Source organism: Vibrio sp. 1249-1 (genome assembly GCF_033340495.1).
The window spans coordinates 263,204-280,523 of sequence record NZ_JAWOWJ010000003.1 but is presented as its reverse complement, the minus strand read 5'-3'; the positions used below and the strand labels follow the sequence as shown (position 1 = coordinate 280,523).

At 45.3% G+C, this 17,320-nt stretch carries 15 protein-coding genes; 6 read left to right on the top strand and 9 right to left on the bottom strand.

Features of this window, described 5'->3' with window-relative positions:
* Nucleotides 1–2,169 carry a polysaccharide biosynthesis tyrosine autokinase gene (locus R7Z50_RS07965; protein WP_005374875.1) on the top strand — a complete coding sequence of 723 codons (2,169 nt, stop codon included), beginning with the start codon at nucleotides 1–3 and terminating at the stop codon, nucleotides 2,167–2,169.
* Nucleotides 2,170–2,234: 65 nt separating this feature from the next.
* On the opposite strand, the gene R7Z50_RS07960 is transcribed toward R7Z50_RS07965, so the two are convergent.
* Nucleotides 2,235–2,606, bottom strand: a complete 372-nt coding sequence (locus tag R7Z50_RS07960) for a hypothetical protein (protein WP_258614468.1) — start codon at nucleotides 2,604–2,606, stop codon at nucleotides 2,235–2,237.
* Nucleotides 2,607–2,613: 7 nt separating this feature from the next.
* Nucleotides 2,614–2,922 (bottom strand): monooxygenase, encoded by a 309-nt coding sequence (locus tag R7Z50_RS07955; RefSeq protein ID WP_005374871.1) that lies wholly within the window; start codon nucleotides 2,920–2,922, stop codon nucleotides 2,614–2,616.
* Between the two features lie 109 nt (nucleotides 2,923–3,031).
* Here R7Z50_RS07955 and R7Z50_RS07950 point away from each other — a divergent pair, with 109 nt between their 5' ends.
* From R7Z50_RS07950 to R7Z50_RS07940, 3 genes are all read left to right on the top strand, one after another.
* Nucleotides 3,032–3,922, top strand: coding sequence for a LysR family transcriptional regulator (locus R7Z50_RS07950; RefSeq protein ID WP_033906667.1), 891 nt, complete (start codon nucleotides 3,032–3,034; stop codon nucleotides 3,920–3,922).
* A 280-nt stretch (nucleotides 3,923–4,202) separates the two neighbouring features.
* Entirely contained in the window at nucleotides 4,203–5,468 is a 1,266-nt protein-coding gene (locus R7Z50_RS07945) for a DUF1835 domain-containing protein (RefSeq protein WP_005374868.1), read from the top strand.
* Between the two features lie 389 nt (nucleotides 5,469–5,857).
* A complete protein-coding gene (locus R7Z50_RS07940) occupies nucleotides 5,858–7,162 on the top strand; it encodes a dicarboxylate/amino acid:cation symporter (protein ID WP_017634452.1) in 1,305 nt (434 codons plus the stop codon).
* A gap of 104 nt (nucleotides 7,163–7,266) precedes the next feature.
* Here the strand turns inward: R7Z50_RS07940 and R7Z50_RS07935 are convergent, their stop codons facing one another.
* The 4 genes from R7Z50_RS07935 to R7Z50_RS07920 form a co-directional block, all read right to left on the bottom strand.
* A complete protein-coding gene (locus R7Z50_RS07935) occupies nucleotides 7,267–7,641 on the bottom strand; it encodes a YkvA family protein (RefSeq protein ID WP_047102406.1) in 375 nt (124 codons plus the stop codon).
* 207 nt (nucleotides 7,642–7,848) lie between these two features.
* Nucleotides 7,849–8,973, bottom strand: coding sequence for a M20 family metallopeptidase (locus R7Z50_RS07930; RefSeq protein ID WP_132936255.1), 1,125 nt, complete (start codon nucleotides 8,971–8,973; stop codon nucleotides 7,849–7,851).
* Nucleotides 8,974–8,982: 9 nt separating this feature from the next.
* Entirely contained in the window at nucleotides 8,983–9,450 is a 468-nt protein-coding gene (locus R7Z50_RS07925; RefSeq protein ID WP_158173260.1) for a YjiG family protein, read from the bottom strand.
* Entirely contained in the window at nucleotides 9,450–10,187 is a 738-nt protein-coding gene (locus R7Z50_RS07920) for a nucleoside recognition domain-containing protein (protein WP_005374846.1), read from the bottom strand. Before R7Z50_RS07920 ends, R7Z50_RS07925 begins: the two co-directional genes overlap by 1 nt.
* A gap of 448 nt (nucleotides 10,188–10,635) precedes the next feature.
* On the opposite strand from R7Z50_RS07920, the gene R7Z50_RS07915 reads away from it, so the two are divergent.
* On the top strand, nucleotides 10,636–10,923 hold the full coding sequence (locus tag R7Z50_RS07915; RefSeq protein ID WP_049872671.1) for a hypothetical protein: 288 nt from the start codon (nucleotides 10,636–10,638) through the stop codon (nucleotides 10,921–10,923).
* Between the two features lie 96 nt (nucleotides 10,924–11,019).
* On the top strand, nucleotides 11,020–11,736 hold the full coding sequence (locus R7Z50_RS07910) for a DsbA family protein (protein ID WP_053349997.1): 717 nt from the start codon (nucleotides 11,020–11,022) through the stop codon (nucleotides 11,734–11,736).
* A 69-nt stretch (nucleotides 11,737–11,805) separates the two neighbouring features.
* Here the strand turns inward: R7Z50_RS07910 and R7Z50_RS07905 are convergent, their stop codons facing one another.
* The 3 genes from R7Z50_RS07905 to glgB form a co-directional block, all read right to left on the bottom strand.
* The gene (locus R7Z50_RS07905; RefSeq protein ID WP_258614438.1) at nucleotides 11,806–13,866 is read right to left on the bottom strand and encodes an alpha-amylase; all 2,061 of its coding nucleotides are present in this window, start codon (nucleotides 13,864–13,866) and stop codon (nucleotides 11,806–11,808) included.
* Nucleotides 13,867–14,046: 180 nt separating this feature from the next.
* The gene (gene mtgA, locus R7Z50_RS07900; RefSeq protein ID WP_258614441.1) at nucleotides 14,047–14,721 is read right to left on the bottom strand and encodes a monofunctional biosynthetic peptidoglycan transglycosylase; all 675 of its coding nucleotides are present in this window, start codon (nucleotides 14,719–14,721) and stop codon (nucleotides 14,047–14,049) included.
* A 137-nt stretch (nucleotides 14,722–14,858) separates the two neighbouring features.
* Nucleotides 14,859–17,051: a 1,4-alpha-glucan branching protein GlgB gene (gene glgB, locus R7Z50_RS07895; RefSeq protein ID WP_224721283.1), complete on the bottom strand. Its 2,193-nt coding sequence runs from the start codon at nucleotides 17,049–17,051 to the stop codon at nucleotides 14,859–14,861.
* Nucleotides 17,052–17,320: the final 269 nt, after the last annotated feature.

The window sequence follows — 17,320 nt, the reverse complement described above, 5'->3', positions numbered from 1 at the left end:
ATGACAACACAAACTATTAAGCAATCACGTCAAGCCGACGATGAGATCGATTTGGGAAAGTTATTTGGGATCATTCTCGATGCCAAATGGCTCATTCTATGTACCGTAGTCCTATTTTCGATTATAGGCGTCGGCGTTGCCATTCTATCAACACCTATCTATAAAGCTGACGCTCTTATCCAAATCGAAAGTAAGAGTTCAGGTGGTATTTCAGCGATGGTTGGTGATATGGGAGAGCTGTTTTCAGCAGAATCATCAGCGACAACAGAAATAGAGATCATCAAATCTCGTATGATCTTGGGCGGTACTGTTGATAAGTTCAACTTAACGACTGTCGTTTCTCCAAACTACATGCCAATTATTGGTAAAGGCCTAGCTCGACTACAAGGTGAGCAAATCAGTCTGAGCGTTTCACGATTTAATGCTCCTTCTTACGCAGTTGGCGTTCCTTTAACTCTTGAAGTTATTGATTCTGAAAAACAGACGTTCAGGCTCTTAGAAGATGACAATAACGTCATTCTAGAAGGTAAAGTTGGTGAACTGCTTGAGAAGAATGGATACCAGTTTTTGGCGACTGAACTTGTGGCTCAAACTGGTGACTCATTCACGGTCAGCAAAATCAGTAAATTAGATGCAATTAATAAACTTCAAGAAAACTTATCGATTAGCGAACGTGGTAAGCAAACCGGGATTATATCTTTAAGCTTCTCTGGTGAAGACCGCGCTAAGATTCAAGATATCTTGAACGACATTAGCCAAAACTACTTCTTACAAAACGTTCAAAGAAATTCTGCAGAGGCAGAGCAAAGCCTCGAGTTCTTGAAAGGTCACCTCCCAGACATCAAAACAAAACTGACCGCTTCTGAAGACGTTTTAAATCGGTTCCGTCAAGAAAATGAATCTATCGACTTAGGCCTTGAAGCTCAGTCAACGCTGAAAGTAATGGTTGAGTTAGAAGCACAGCTAAATGAGCTTACATTCAAAGAAAGTGAGATCAGCCAACGCTTCACACAGGATCACCCAGCTTATAAGTCGCTACTTGATAAACGTGAAACACTACTAAAAGAGAAAGAACGTCTTAATAAACAAGTTCAAAAGTTACCGAAAACACAGCGTGAAGTTCTACGTATGACACGCGATGTAGAAGTAAACCAACAAATCTACATCCAACTATTGAACAAGGTTCAAGAGCTCAACATTATTAAAGCCGGAACAGTTGGCAACGTTCGAATCTTAGATAACGCTCAATCTTTCTCTAAGCCAATCAAGCCGAAAAAAGCGCTTATCGTTGTGCTAGCAACACTGCTTGGCGGTATGGCAGGCGTGGCTTTCGTATTAATTCGTGCAGCATTCCACCGTGGTGTGGAAACACCAGATCAAATTGAACAGATTGGCATGCCAGTTTACGCAAGCGTTCCAAAATCGATTCAACAACTGGAATTTGCAAACAAGCTTAAGCGCAACAAAGGCAGCAACAATGAGCTAGTCCTTCTAGCGGAAGCTAACCCAGCCGATCTTTCCATTGAGGCTCTACGTAGTCTTCGCACTAGCTTGCACTTTGCAATGATGGAAGCGAAGAATAACGTTCTTATGATTTCAGGTCCTGCACCATCTATCGGCAAAACATTTGTATCGACCAACTTTGCGGCCGTCGCTGCGAAAACCGGTCAGAAAGTGCTGCTTATTGATGCGGATATGCGTAAAGGTTATTTGCAGCAATGCTTCGGTCTACGCTGGGACAACGGTCTTTCTGATTACTTGAGCGGTAAGACATCCCTTAGCAACATCATTAAATCTACATCCATTGATAATTTAGATGTTGTGACTCGCGGCCAAGTACCACCAAATCCGTCAGAACTTCTTATGCACCCTCGCTTCAAGAGCTTTGTTGACGAGATGTCTGCACAATACGATCTAGTCATCATCGATACGCCGCCTGTACTCGCAGTTACCGACCCAAGCATTGTTGGCGCGCTTGCAGGAACAACTCTGATGGTCGCTCGTTTTGATCAAACGACTTTGAAGGAGATTGAAGTCGCGCAAGGTCGCTTCGAGCAATCAGGCGTTGAAGTTAAAGGTGTGATTCTCAATGCAGTTGAGAAAAAAGCATCTAACTCATACGGCTATGGATACGGCTACTATAACTACGCGTACAAAAGCGAATCATAACTTGAATTTAGATCGCTAATTAAACCAAATATGACAAAGCCCTGCTAGAAACAGCAGGGCTTTTTCTATTGCACTCTTAGTTGCTTGTACGTAATCAAACTAAGCAAGACAAAGAATATTGGGTCACTCCAACCAAAACCGACAAATACTCCGACAATGCCGGCATAGGTAGTAATCACTGCCCCTAAGCCATTAGTAATCAATAATGCTTTAAACAGCTGTTTCGCAGTATGCCCTGATTCCACATTACGTAACATCAAACTCACCGCTGCGATTCCACCTAAAAAGATCGAAGTATGCTGCGATAAAAACAGCGCGTACTGGTCGTTAATTTGTACTCCATACATCGGCCACATTATGGTTGGTACAAAAAACAACGCAAAAGCGAATACCGTATATACGACACCATGAACGGTTAGAAAAGTGCGGTTGGTCATCATCTCCTTATCCTCTAATAGGCCCTTGATTGAGCGTCGTTAACGGCACATTGATATCGAAAATTTGACCTCGTACTTCGACTACGCCCATTTTTCGTAAGCGTGCGGCATGCATTTCGAGATAAGCTTGCGCCGTGGCTTCATCTTCAAAAAGATAGATACCACCACCGAGTTTGTCTTTTTCGCTTTCCGTCCAGATTTTCCAAATCATGCCCGGCTCTTGGTTAATCGACTTAGCTAAGTCGACCAGAGCATTCGACATCTCGTCACCAAACGGACCATGAAATTCAAAATCAACTTGCAATAATTTCGCCATCTTGAGTCTCCTCTTCTTATTGACTCGTTTTCGATGACAAGATTATTACCTTTATAAAACTGACAGAAAAGTTCATAATTTCGCCATTAACTGTCTAAAAAATTGACTCATGAGACTAAAAACGACCTTAGAACAATGGCAAACGCTACAAGCGATTAATCAAGAAGGCAGCATTCAATCCGCAGCTTTACTGCTCAACAAGAGCCATACTACATTGATCTACTCGGTGAGGAAGTTAGAAGACCAACTTGGTATTCAACTTATCGAAGTACGAGGGCGCAAAGCGGGTTTGACAGAGCACGGCAAAACCATACTGCGTCGTGCACAATCCATGCTTGAACAAGCGCGGGAACTAGAAGTCATCAGCGAGCAGTTAAAAAGTGGGGTGGAATCTCAAATCACGGTCGCAGTAGATCATCTTTGTGACCCTTGTTGGCTTTATGCACCACTCAGTCAATTTTTGGAGGACAACAACACGACCTCCGTTCAAGTGGTTGAAACGTCACTGAGCAAAACAACCGAAATGGTCGTAAATGAGCTCGCTGACATCGCAATCATCAACTTACCGATAACCAACTACCCTGCCGAAGCATTTGGCGTAACAACCATGCTGCCTGTAATCGCAGCACACCATCCACTCGCTAAAAAGCCGCATGTTTCCATCGACGATTTTGCAACCACCAGCCAAATTGTCATCCGTGACTTAGGTGATTCAGACAAAACGAAAAGAGATGTGGGTTGGTTACGCGCACGTCAGCGTATTACCGTCGATAACTTCGACCACGCTTTTCACGCCGTAGAGCAAGGCGTTGGGTTTTGTCGGCTACCAGCGCACTTAGTCTCAGCCCGAAAGAGCGATAAAATTAAAGTATTGGAGCTCGAACACTCCCATCAATATCAAGTTGCGCTGCACCTCACTTTGCCCAAAGGAGCCAAAAGTGGTCCTGCGACTCAAGCGCTTTATCGTATTTTACTCAAAAGTGTAGAAACTCGAGTCTAGCAACAGTGGTATTGAGTTGAATCGCTAGTGTTATCGCCTATTGATTCTCCCTAAACATAGAGAAACGGCCATTTTGTGACGCTACACTCTCACAAAAGGTTGCACGAAGGATAGCGACCACCTACTATCACTCTGCTCATGCCTAAAGCACCCAACACTCGCGGAAAGAACTCGGTTCACGGCAATATCCTCACCTGCTTGGTTTAGCAGGCACAATCTGTTTTTACCTTCTTTTTAGCTTCTATTTAGGCGAGTGTGGAAGAAATAAGAAAGGTGAAATATGAACTCTACAAATAGCTTCTCGATCAATATCAATCAGCAAAAATCCATTGCTAAAAAAAGGCTCAAAGCTATCCGCCTATACGATGACGCCACGTTGGAGTTAGTTAAGCGATTTCACTCCAAACCAGAATCTTTGGCTCCCAATACAATTCAATTGGCTGACGTTCAACATGCACTCGCAAGAGAACTGGGCTTATCCAGTTGGAGTAAACTAAAAGCTCATGTCGAAGAGCTAGAAGCGCACAAACTAGCCATCAAAGAACAAAAACCGCCCCTAGATGCAAAAGTAAAAACGCTACACGTTCGTTGTGGCCACGACATTCAACAACAACTTAAAGCCAGCGGATTTGAAGGGACATTTTTAGCCCTGATCGATCCGCTTTGTATTGGCCCCATACCAGCAACACCGCAGAACTTCCTTGCCATTCGTGCCCAATATGTCGTAGAGACTCTGCTGCCCGTGATGAAGCGTGAAGACTCGGTTCAAGATATAGTCACATTGGAACAATCAAACCTCGATCTGTTGCAAAGTGATGTATTTGAACGAATCGTCTTTTGGGTCGAACATGACAGTTATGATCAATTGATGCTAATTCGTGCTCTAACACAGTTAGAGAATGTAGAGAATAAAGTGATAGAGATCATTGAGTTGAACCAGTTCCCGGGCACTGAACGATTCATCGGCTTTGGGCAGTTGCCTGAAGAAGCTATTCGTTCTTGTTGGCGATACCGTAAACCTGTGACAGCAAAATTATTCAGTCAGGCTAAACGGTGTTGGCACGCTATTACATCACCGACACCTATTTCCATAGTTAATTTGATTCAGCAGCATAACCTGGATTGCTTGCCCAATATATTCAACGTGCTTAAACGCCATTTGCAAGAGTTACCTAATTCACAAACTGGATTGAGCTTGACACAACACCTCGCACTAAAGGTTTTGAGCTCGCAAAATCGTTCAATTCCCATCAAAGATTGGTTTGAGCAATATCAACAACTAGAACCTCTTCCTTACCTAGGAGACGTGATGTTTTACGCGTTACTCCTCCCTCTAGCACAGTGTCAAACACCTTTGATCACGATTGAGTCACGTGAAAGGCACTGGTGGGAACAAAGCGTCCGTATCACTGAGGCTGGCAAGCAGTGTTTGGAAGGCTTAATACGAGCGAAACAATGCTATTGGGTTGGAGGGATTAAAAATACCAGTCAAAGTTATTGGAGCTGGGATCACCTCCAACTAACTACACTTGCCAACCATCATTGAGTTGACAAATATGAAAGCATAAAGGGTTCGTTGGCTCTGATGAACACTCAATACTAAATTATCCCTAAAGAAGCGACCGCTAGTCTGAATACAACTTAAATAGTTATGCAGAAATGCATCCACTCAAAGAGAGTATGCACTCTATCTCTTATTAGAATTTATTGTAAATCCTCTTTGTTATCAGTTGTATATTCGATAAAAGTGTTAAAATACAAACTTTTTATCCAGCCAATTCGTTAATATTTGGTTAAAATTCCATTTTTATTAGTGATAAAGTTCACATCTATTAACCATTTAGAGGATTATTCTTTCGTATTTTCTCACTCCGCTGCTAATCTGCTCGCCGCTTTGAAGTGAACTCAAGGTGCATAACTATAAGGAGTGTTCTCATGAATACCAAGAAACCGATGTCGCTTACCAGCCGCGTAATTTTAGGTATGGTTGCGGGTATCTTGACAGGATTTGCAATTCGCACACTTTTTGCCGACAACGGATTTGTCGACGCATACATTGTTAATGGATTATTCGAAGTTGGTGGACAGATCTTCGTTGCCAGCTTAAAAATGCTTGTTGTACCGCTAGTATTTGTTTCGTTAGTTTGTGGTACTAGCTCTCTCAAAGACCTTTCTACACTGGGTCGCATGGGTGGTAAAACCCTCGCTTTCTACGTTACAACAACGGCTATCGCGATTACGCTTGCTCTAACTATGGGTACTCTGTTCCAGCCAGGTGCTGGCGCTGACCTAACCGCAGCAAGTTCATTCAAATCAGCAGAAGCACCATCTTTGGGTCAGGTGATCATCGATATGTTCCCAACCAACCCTATCAGTGCGATGGCTGAAGGTAAAACCCTGCAAGTTATTGTGTTCGCGGTACTATTTGGTATCGCGATCAGCGCAGCAGGCAAACCTGGTGAACGTATTGCAGCGTTCTTCGCTGATCTGAATGAAGTGATCATGAAACTGGTTGCGATTTTGATGAACTTGGCGCCTTATGGTGTGTTCTTCTTAATGGCGAAGCTATTTACTGGTCTTGGTCTGGGCGCAATCGTCAATCTGGCAGAGTACTTCTTAGTACTGGCGGGGACGCTTGTCCTGCACGGCCTAGTCACTTACAGCTTAATGTTAAAAGGTTTCACAGGTCTAAACCCAATTACATTCCTACGTAAGATGGAAGACGCGATCATGTTTGCTTTTTCTACAGCATCATCGAACGCGACGATTCCAGTGACAATGGAAACAGCAAAGCACCGCATGGGTGTTGAGAACCGTGTATCATCGTTCACAGTACCACTTGGTGCAACCGTGAACATGGACGGTACGGCGATCATGCAGGGCGTAGCAACTGCGTTTATTGCTCAAGCTTTCAATATTGATTTAACTATGGGCGATTACCTAATGGTTATCATGACGGCAACTCTGGCGTCTATCGGTACCGCAGGTGTTCCTGGTGTGGGTCTTGTCATGCTTGCTATGGTATTGAACCAAGTTGGTCTGCCGCTTGAAGGTATCGCGCTCATCATGGGTGTTGACCGTCTTCTTGATATGATTCGTACCGCGGTAAATATCACTGGTGACAGTGCTGTAACCGTCATCGTTGCGAAATCAGAAGGTGCATTGGATGAAGCTCGCTTCAACGACCCAATGGCAGGCGTAGCCGAAGAAGAAGTGCACCTGAAACGCGCTGACGCCTAAATCGTTCTACGATTACCATCCTGAAATTATATAGTCCTGTCTAAAAGAAAACCCCGATGGAAACATCGGGGCTTTTGTTTTCTCCGCGTCTAGAAATGCTCTTTCTAATCCACCATCGAATTCAGCTTTTCTCTCGCTTGTTCTTCATGCTCGTCGGTGATGGCATTGCCGACCGAGTTCGCCGCCAGAGTCAGTGCCGCCATATCATCGGTAAAACCGACGCCAGCTAGTACGTCTGGCACCATATCTGTTGGTAGGACGAAGTAAGCCAGCGCGCCACCTAAAATAGCCTTGTGGCGAACAGAGGTGTTGGAATCTGCCATCGCGAGCCATGATTTTATGCCCATTACGGCAATTTCTTCACCCGCTTTCTTAACCGACCCTTTCATTTTACGCCAAAAGGTTTTCTCATCTGGCGCTTGCATCGTTTGATCTTTGGCGTCTTTCGGCGCCGATTTTACAGACATTGTTGTGGTCATCGTTGCCTCCGAAATTTATGACTATGTCCAACATATTAATTAATCGAACCTGAACGCAAGATTAATAACAAGAAATGATAGTAAAGTGAAACACAGATAGAAAAATCCCAAACTGAAGTCCGGGGATTATTGCATTGAAAAAAAGTCTTGGAAACCAAAAGGTTGAAGCCAAAAGCTTTGGGAACCAAGCTTTAGAAGCAGAATGCCTTATTGAACAATCTTCTCCAGTACACGTATCAACATTTTGATACTTGGTTCAATAGACTCAAGCAACAAGTACTCTTGATCGCTGTGGAAGCCCGCACCGATAGGTCCTAGACCATCCAAAGTTGGAACACCAAGAATCGCCGTGTTGTTTGCATCAGAGCCACCACCTACTTCTTTCCAGTTGATGTCGATCGCCAGTTCACTTGCGGCTTCTTCAACTAGCATCATCAGGCTTTCTGTTTGTGGGCTTGGCACCATAGAAGGCTTATAAGCTTCACGAACCAACTCAATTCTCACGCCATCAACGAATGGTGTTTCCAGCATGCCATTTAGCTTGCTATCGACATCATCGTATTCTTCGTTGCTCCAGAAACGCACATCCACGATCGCTTCCGCGTGCTCAGGGACGATGTTCGCACCGTTGCTGCCAGAAACAATGCCGACGTTCAGCGTAGTACCAGATTCAAAGTTGGTCATTGCATTGACAGCCAGAATCCAATTCGCCATCTCAGTGATTGCGCTGCGGCCGTTTTCTGGCTCGTTACCTGCGTGAGCAGCAACGCCATTAAAGGTCATTTTGTAGCGAGCCATGCCTTTGCGCGCTTTCACTAAACCACCGTCTGCACGTGCTGCTTCTGCAACCAGCACATTCTTAGCGTTTTTCGCAACTGATTGAATCCAATCCACAGAGTCCAGAGAGCCCGTCTCTTCATCTGGGTTCATGCAGATAGCGATAGACAACTTATCCAACACCGCTTGGTCTAGATTGCGCATCGCGTATACGATGTTCAGCAAGCCAGATTTCATGTCCGAGACGCCCGGACCGTAGGCTTTCTCTGCATCTTGAGACATTGGACGAAGCTCAGCAGTACCCACAGGGAACACGGTATCCATGTGACCAATCAGCATTACGTCGATTTGCTCAGCTTCCGGCTTGTTTCGAACTTCAAGACCGATGCCCGCTCTGCCACAGTCGATGCGTTTTACGCTCCAACCTGACATCGCTTGGTACTTCTCTTCAAATTGAGAAGCGATAAACTCGATACCATCAGTCGTGTAAGTGCCACAATCCACATTAATCAGCGGACGTAGCTCTTCTAGATATTCATTTAGAGAGAATTGCATGACTCACTCCTAGACAAACAGATTCATCACCAGCATTGCGCCAAATGCGTTCAATACTGAGATTGCAATCATAACTGGGATGTAACGACCTTCAGTACCGATTGGCCCCATGATACGACCCATGTACTGAACTTGAGAGCCCATTAGGTAGATAGCAGGTGCAAGAATCGCAATGTGCGTGCCGTTAAGGAGACCTTGGTCAAACAGCGTGATAACCACACCCACTGCGCCACCCATCGACATCCAAGCACCGATCAATACCGCTGCAGCTTCACCCGGAAGACCAAACACCGCCATGATTGGAGAGAACACCGTGCCCATCAGATCCAGCGCGCCAGTGATTTGTAGCGCCTTGATGATAACAAATGCCATCAATACGTTAGGCACCGTAGAGGTAGTCGCAATCACCCAACCTTTCTTAGCACCTTCGACGAAGATATCCGTCACCATTGGTTTTTTCGCTTTAACGTCACCCATTATGCCGTCTCCTCTTTTAAGTTCTCTGATTTGTTTTGGTCTTGCTTGTCTTCTTTACCTTCCGTCATGTTCAGGTAGATACGGAACAGGTTCGCGCCGATGATCTTAAATGCGAACATCACCACAACTGCTAAACCAATAGAAGACGTTACTGCTAGAGAGCCGTCAGCCATCGTCAGTGTGAACAGCACAGCACCCGATGAGAAGAAGTTCACGATGGTTGCACCTGCAGTGAACTGGAACATGGTAAATACGTCCGTTTCACGCTTAGTTAGGTGACCTTCATCTTTTAGCTGACGCGTCATTGCCGCACCTGCATCGGTACTTTGTAGAGAAGCAATTAAAGCCAGACCAGAGTTACCAGGGATGCCCATTAGAGGACGTAGAAGAGGAGTAAGAAGCTTACGAGCTGCTTCAAGTGCACCGTAGTGCTCAAGTACGTTGATCATACCTAAGGCGAACATAACAGTTGGAATCAAAGTAAGTGCGAAAATGAAACCGTCGCGAGCACCGCTACCACCAGTACCGCGAAGCGACGTTGTTGCAACTTGCACACCGTCAGCCGTTTCGGTGACACCATACGCCACCTTGCCGAAAGAGCCATTGAGCGTTGTAAAATCGAATACACCGTACCATTCGCTAGATTGCATCAGGCCAGAAAAGAACACAACCGCAAACGCCAGAGCAACGTAGCACCCCAGTGTAACTTTACGCTCAGTTTGAACAGGAATTTTCATAACATTACCTACACATGTGGAACTTAACACATATGTTCACCTGAATAATGTGCTAGAGAGATGATCAAAATCAATCCGCCTGCCGAACATTATCGCGACTCAGTTATGAAGTTTTGTTTTATGATTCCAATCACAATTGAAAGATAATAAAAATTTGTGCCAACAATTAGGTATTTTAATCTATATCGATAGCTCACGACTTCTTCATCAACTCAACAAATGATTCTGACGAATATTGCTTTCTACAACATTCATGACGTACTTCATACTTTGGCATTGAGGCAATATCGATTAACTCGAAAGTAACATTCAGCCACGAAATTTAGGTTAGGATGGCCCGGTCATATGTAAACGGCATAAACCAGAATTAACAGGACTATACGACCCATTGTTACGCTCACAATATAAAATAGCCAAATGGACACTCGCCCTCGTGCTTTGGGTGGTGATGATATGCTTAAGCCAAAATTCTGGTTTCTCGAAAAGCTGCCCGAAGGCTCACCAAATACAGAGTCAGCAAGATGAGAGTGTGAATTTATCGCCATCTTGCGACCTTTCAGAAAAGCTGGTTCAAGCGTACCAACATCAGTTTGATCATATTCTTATTCCATTTTTTCTGTTTGCTTTGATTGTGGCGCTGCCGATGACAACCACAGCAATTCGTTATCTGGAATACACAGAACCGATACCGGAAAAGTATCGGGTTCACCTAAAACTTTGCGTGTTTAGAGAATAAAGCCAGCAAGGCGAGAGACCTTTCTGCCTGACTTTTGTACATATTTTATTCACTTCACATAACAAACAACGAAATTTAAAAGTTTTAGGAAATATTATGACATTCACTCGTACACTTTTGGCGTTAACGATGGCTATCGTATCTGCCGTATCTTTCGCATCAGAAAAGACCGCAGAACAAAAGCTAGAGGAAGTTAATCAGATACTAAAAGATAACCCTCAAATTCTTGATTCATTGCACCAAAACCTTCAAGAGTACATTGCGTATCAACAGTCATTTGGCGACACCTTGAAGGAGGTTCGTCAATATCTAAGTGATGGCAAACATTCCTCTTTTGGTGCTGAAAACCCTGAGTTAACCATTATTAACGTAACAGACTACAGCTGCCCTTTTTGTAAACGTTTAGAAGGAGAGCTGGTCAAAGTTGGTAAGGAATATCCGCAGGTAAAAGTGCTTAACCTCAATGTCTCTTTTAAAGAACAATACGAGAAAAACGGCTACAACTCGGCAAGTTACGCATTAAATGTTTGGCAAAACCAGCGAGATAAGTACGAACAAGTGCATGAGTTATTGGTGAAAAAACCGGGCGCACATGACGCACGTTCCTTAAATCAAATCGCGAAAAAAACGGGGACAGAAGCGCAGCTTGTCGACGACAAAGAGACCAAGGCGTTGCTTGATAAAAACTATCAGTATTTCACGCAACTTGGTTTACGCGGCACGCCTGCGTTAATCATTAATGATCAAGTCATTCCTGGCTATGTGCCGTTTGACGAGCTAGAACAAGTCATCGACCAAGAACTGGCGAACTAAAACAACAAAGCCCTTCCCTGATAACTCAAGGAAGGGCTTTTTCTATCTAGGCTTAAAACGAAGTTCTAACTACTTTTCGCGACCCACAAACGCCACAACGACTTTGTCATTGCCAAGCGAGCGAGAGAACACATACGCACCTTCTTGTTCAATCACTTGATGTTGACCTGCACCAATCGCTGGGTGCGCTTTACGGAACTGACCAAGGGTTTGCCAGTGTTTGAGTAGCGCTTGCTTCTCATCCGATAGCTTCCACACCATGTCAGAACGTGTGCCTTGGTGGAAATCATCCGCGTAAGGACCAATGTTACGACCAATTTCATCACCATAATAAACCTGAACAGCACCAGGACTCAGAAGCAGTGCATTCGCGGCGTTACGCTGCATACCGTAATCTTTGAAGCGAGAGAAGAACAGCTCGGTATCGTGAGAAGACATGTAGCTCACAGGGTTAAAGTCTTTCTCATTGGCGATAGTATCTGCGTAACTTTGGTAAGTGTCTGCCATTTGGCTGAAACACGCCGCGCCTTTGTCTAACTTCTTCTGCATGTCGAAGTTAATCAACGCGTCAAAGCCATCGTCAAAGTAAGGGCTGCGATAAGCGGTATGTCCCCATACTTCACCCATCATCCAGAATGGCTGACCTGACTTACCGTTCTCTTTACGCCATTGCTCAAGGCTGCTTGATGCCTCTTCTTTCAAGCGTTTCCACACATCGCCTTCAACGTGCTTCACCGTGTCGACACGGTAACCATCAATACCAAAGCGTTTCACCCAATCAGTTTGCCACTCAATTAGGTAGTCCGAGACGGTGTAATTATCACGCGCCTCAACGCGAGTGCCAGGGTTATCCAATAGCCATTGAGCTGGCTTCACGGCTTTGTCTGATTCAGTGATAAAGTCAGGCAAACCCGCCAATGACATGGTGATATCACTGCTGCCCGGAGCTGGGTATCCCGGTAGACCTGTTCTTATCCAGTCACCGCCCCACCATTTCGCCCAGTTTGGACTCTGGTAATCAATATTCTGGTGGTAGCTATGCCAATTTTCACCCGCTTTTGGTTGCCAATCCCCCCACTTCTTAGGTAGTTCAGCGTTTGGTTTTAACACCTCAATACCATCAAATTGCAAATCGGCTAACGTTGAGTAACCGGTGTGGTTGATTACTGCGTCCATCAATACTTTAAGGCCACGTTTGTGTGCCTCTTCCACCAGCTTTTTCAGGTCATCTTCGTTACCGAAGTTCTCATCAATCTTGGTGAAATCACGCGTCCAGTAACCGTGGTAAGCGTAAAATGGGAATGAGCCGCTATCGCCGCCGCCCACAAAACCATGCACTTGCTCAACGATTGGCGACAGCCAAATTGCATCTGTACCTAGGCTCTTGATGTAATCTAGCTTTTCGATCACGCCTTTTAGGTCACCACCGTGGAAGGTACCAATCTCTTCTTTGCCGTCTTTCTTGCGCCCATAGCTGTTATCATTGCTGGTATCGGCATTGTTAAAACGGTCGACCATCACGAAGTAAATGTTGGCATTACGGTAATCAAACGGTACTGCTTCTTTGGTTTTCTTCACTGGCTCTAGTAGCACCAAACCGCCGGAATCTTTGCTTGGTGTCAGCGATACTTGCTGATCTTTTACTTCGACCATTTGACCAGAATAGGCATCACGCAACTTGGTGCCATCGGGGAAACTGTCACCCAGCGCGATGGTGACTTCGCCGCCTTGGTAAACCTCACATTGCACTTGTGGGATTGGGCGTTTGAATTCTGTCTTGGCAGCTTTCTTAGGTTCACGCTTGAAGCGTAGAGTTTTGGCTTCCGCATCAAAAGCAAAAGAGTAATCGCCAGTAAAACGGATTTTTAACGGCAGTTCTGTTGGTTTTCCGCAGTTCAGCGCGATAGGTTTGTTGAATTTGACCTTCTGACCATCAGGCGCGACACAGTCGCCTTCAACACCCGTGATTTTGAGCGTGTATCCGTCTTTGGTTAAGGGCACAACCAAAGGTTGCTCTGCACTTAAAGGAAAGTCACGGCTGTTGGTCGTGGTAGAAATGGTGATGTTTGGCTCGGCGATGGCACTTGCCGATGCAAGCAATAAGGTCGTCGTAATCAGATTCAGTTTCATCGTTCAGTCCATTGGTTGCGCATAGGCGCAGTATTCGTGTTGTAGTTTTATTCACACTAATAGTAAATGGATGAAAAACTGAGCACATCATTCTGAAAAGCTACGCCCTAAAGCTTGTGACGCTTCACATTTTGCTTTTATGGGGGCGTAGTTCTACTTATGAGCAGGGTAAAAAGGAGTTTAAAGCTGAACGCTACCAAGGTTACGCATTTGTCTCATCGCCCAATTGACGCGGCTGATGGTGTAAGAAGTCTGAGGGTAAACTTTGATGCGATACGGATTTGGCAGCACCACCGCAAGCCTTGCTGCTTGGCGTGTTGAAAGTTGTTTAGCAGGAATACCAAAGTAGTTTTGCGCAGCGGCTTCCGCGCCATAAATACCTGGACCAAACTCCACCACATTCAAATACACTTCAAGAATGCGTTTTTTACTCCACATTGCTTCCATCAGCAGAGCAAAATAAAGCTCATACGCTTTGCGCACATAAGAGTGTGAAGGAAACAGAAACACGTTCTTTGCAGTTTGCTGAGTAATCGTGCTCGCACCGCGAGAGGGACCGTTCTCGCCAGACTCTGAGATCACTTTAAACAAGGAATCAAAATCCACTCCGTAATGGGTCGGGAACTTTTGATCTTCTGTCGCAATCACGGCCAGTTGAATGTGTTTAGAAATATAACTCAAAGGCACCCATTCATTTTGACTCTCTTCAGGAAATCCTTCAGGAGGAGAAATTATGCGGCTGATCTTCCATCCCCAAATTGGTGGATCGATGTATTTCACTATGCCAACGAGCATCACTGGTAAAAGCAAAAGCACCAATAAGATATTGAACAGAAGGGATTTAATCTTTCTCAAAGTCCGACCTAGCCTGATTTCATAAAACAATATGATGCAAGTATAGAGTATGCAGTCTGTTTATCGTTAGTGAAAACTTGGTTAAAAAAAAGCCCGATTTACAATGTAAAACGGGCTTAGAATTTGATTAGACTAAATTATTTGTGCAGCTTGTAGAACACGGTTGAAAGTGGAGGCAAACGAAGCTCAAGTGATTGAGGCAGTGATTCACTTTCGACTTGTTCCGTTTTCACACTGGTCAGCACTTTAAAATCGCTTCCGCCGTATTTGCTGTCGTCCGTGTTCAGCAGCAGTTCGTATTGACCTGCATTTGGAACACCTAAACGGAAACGCTCGTGTGGTACGGGCGTAAAGTTGGTGATGATGAGAATACGCTCACCCTCTTTACTGATACGCTCGTGCGCTAGGATGCTTGCATCTGCCTCGTCTTGTAGACGCCACTCAAAACCAGCAGGAACACAATCTTGATCGTGCATCGCCGCTTCATTTCGGTACAAGTGGTTCAAATCGCGCATCAGCTTTTGAACGCCTTGATGACGTTCGTATTCCAGCAAGAACCATTGCAACTGATCATCGTGGTTCCACTCCGCCGTTTGGCCGATTTCCGCGCCCATGAAGTTCAGCTTTTTGCCCGGTTGACCATACATATAACCGTAGTATGCACGTAGGTTTGCGGTTTGCTGCCATTCATCGCCCGGCATCTTGTTATGGATAGAGCCTTTTCCGTACACCACCTCGTCGTGAGAGAGAGACAAGACGTAGTTTTCGCTGTGCGCATAAACCAGCGGGAAGGTGATGGTATTGTGGTGGTATTTGCGGTGAACAGGATCTTCTTTGATGTATGAAAGACTGTCGTGCATCCACCCCATATTCCACTTGAAGCCAAAGCCTAAACCACCCATAAAGGTTGGCGCAGACACACCCGGAAACGCCGTTGACTCTTCCGCAATCGTCATCGCATTCGGGAAGTGCTTGTACACTTCTTCGTTCATCCATTTTAAGGTTGCGATTGCGTCGTAGTTTTCGTTGCCACCATCAACGTTCGGGACCCACTGATCGTGGCTACGTGAATAATCGAGATAGAGCATCGACGCAACAGCATCGACACGAATGCCATCAATATGGAATTGTTCAAACCAGTACAGCGCATTCGAGACAAGGAAGCGACGTACATGTTCACGGCCTAAATCGTAAATGTAGGAGTTCCAATCTTGGTGCCAACCGCGACGAGGATCTGGATCATGGAACAGAGGCGTACCATCAAAGTTCGCTAAACCATGATCATCCGATGGGAAGTGCGCAGGAACCCAATCCAGCACTACACCGATACCAGCTTGGTGACACGCATCCACGAAGAATTTGAAATCATCAGGTGAGCCAAAACGGCTAGTTGGTGCAAACAAGCCAACAGGTTGATAGCCCCATGAACCATAGAATGGATGCTCAGACACAGGCATCAGCTCAACGTGGGTGTAGCCCATATCCACAAGGTATGGCACCAACTGCTCCGCGAGTTCGCGGTAGTTCAGGAAATCACCGTTCTCGTCGCGCTTCCATGATCCAGCATGTAGCTCGTAAAACGATAACGCTTCATCACGCTTTTGTGTCACTGCACGGTTTTGCCATTTCGCATCTTGCCATTGGTAACGCTTGTGATCGTAGGTAATGGATGCGAACGATGGGTATTGCTCAGAGTAGAAACCCCAAGGGTCTTGTTTGTGTGGCAACCCTTCCCCATTTGGCCCTTTGAGCTCAAATTTGTATTGTACCCCCTCTTCCAAACCAGGAATGAATAGGCCCCAGATACCGTAGTCTAAGCGTTGCATTGGATGACGACGGCCATCCCATTGGTTGAAGCAACCCACAAGGCTAACAGCAGATGCATGTGGTGCATAAACAAGGAAACGCACACCAGAGATGTTTTCACCGCCACGCTCTAGCGTGACAAAGTGCGCGCCCATGTAGTGATACATGTCTTTTGGCGTATGCAGATGCTCGTACTCTTGGTAGATATTGTGGTACTGGTACGGGTCATCAATAATTTGTTCAACACCATTCCAATCGACCGCTAAACGGTAGTGGGTCAGGTGTAAATCGCGTTGTTCTTTTAAGATGAAACCGCTGTCGCCATCACGCTCAAGCGCCACGCGAGGTTCACCATTAACAAGCAGTTCAACCTTGTTTGCGCCCGGCATCCAAACTCTCAGCGAAGCTTCGTCGTCAATGAATGGACCCAGCGCCGCAAATGGATCTGAGTAAGCCGCCTCAGCAAGCAGTTCGTATGCGCGTTCGTGTTGTTTCTTTATTTTCTTGGTTTTGGTGGTTTTCAAATCTTTCTCCCTAGAGCCAACATCCTTTTCAAGACCAGAGATCTGAATCAAACATCGGTTTCTCCACAGCCAACGTTGTGAACTCACAAAAAGACTCCGCTTCTCACGTTCGTTGCGTAAACGGCGTCAAAATACAAAAATGCCCGCTATTGTCGCGGGCATAATAACGGTACTTCATCCTAACGGATTGTGTTTTAGGAATGAGTGACCTAGACGGAACTTTCGTACCTCTGAGCTAACAAAATTGGTAATCAGCTCGTCCATCTACG

What these genes read in the sequence shown, in the direction of transcription:
- R7Z50_RS07965 (WP_005374875.1), top strand. Translation starts at nt 1, where the DNA reads ATGACAACACAAACTATTAAGCAATCACGTCAAGCCGACGATGAGATC.
- R7Z50_RS07960 (WP_258614468.1), bottom strand. Translation starts at nt 2,606, where the DNA reads ATGACCAACCGCACTTTTCTAACCGTTCATGGTGTCGTATATACGGTA.
- R7Z50_RS07955 (WP_005374871.1), bottom strand. Translation starts at nt 2,922, where the DNA reads ATGGCGAAATTATTGCAAGTTGATTTTGAATTTCATGGTCCGTTTGGT.
- R7Z50_RS07950 (WP_033906667.1), top strand. Translation starts at nt 3,032, where the DNA reads ATGAGACTAAAAACGACCTTAGAACAATGGCAAACGCTACAAGCGATT.
- R7Z50_RS07945 (WP_005374868.1), top strand. Translation starts at nt 4,203, where the DNA reads ATGAACTCTACAAATAGCTTCTCGATCAATATCAATCAGCAAAAATCC.
- R7Z50_RS07940 (WP_017634452.1), top strand. Translation starts at nt 5,858, where the DNA reads ATGAATACCAAGAAACCGATGTCGCTTACCAGCCGCGTAATTTTAGGT.
- R7Z50_RS07935 (WP_047102406.1), bottom strand. Translation starts at nt 7,641, where the DNA reads ATGACCACAACAATGTCTGTAAAATCGGCGCCGAAAGACGCCAAAGAT.
- R7Z50_RS07930 (WP_132936255.1), bottom strand. Translation starts at nt 8,973, where the DNA reads ATGCAATTCTCTCTAAATGAATATCTAGAAGAGCTACGTCCGCTGATT.
- R7Z50_RS07925 (WP_158173260.1), bottom strand. Translation starts at nt 9,450, where the DNA reads ATGGGTGACGTTAAAGCGAAAAAACCAATGGTGACGGATATCTTCGTC.
- R7Z50_RS07920 (WP_005374846.1), bottom strand. Translation starts at nt 10,187, where the DNA reads ATGAAAATTCCTGTTCAAACTGAGCGTAAAGTTACACTGGGGTGCTAC.
- R7Z50_RS07915 (WP_049872671.1), top strand. Translation starts at nt 10,636, where the DNA reads ATGATATGCTTAAGCCAAAATTCTGGTTTCTCGAAAAGCTGCCCGAAG.
- R7Z50_RS07910 (WP_053349997.1), top strand. Translation starts at nt 11,020, where the DNA reads ATGACATTCACTCGTACACTTTTGGCGTTAACGATGGCTATCGTATCT.
- R7Z50_RS07905 (WP_258614438.1), bottom strand. Translation starts at nt 13,866, where the DNA reads ATGAAACTGAATCTGATTACGACGACCTTATTGCTTGCATCGGCAAGT.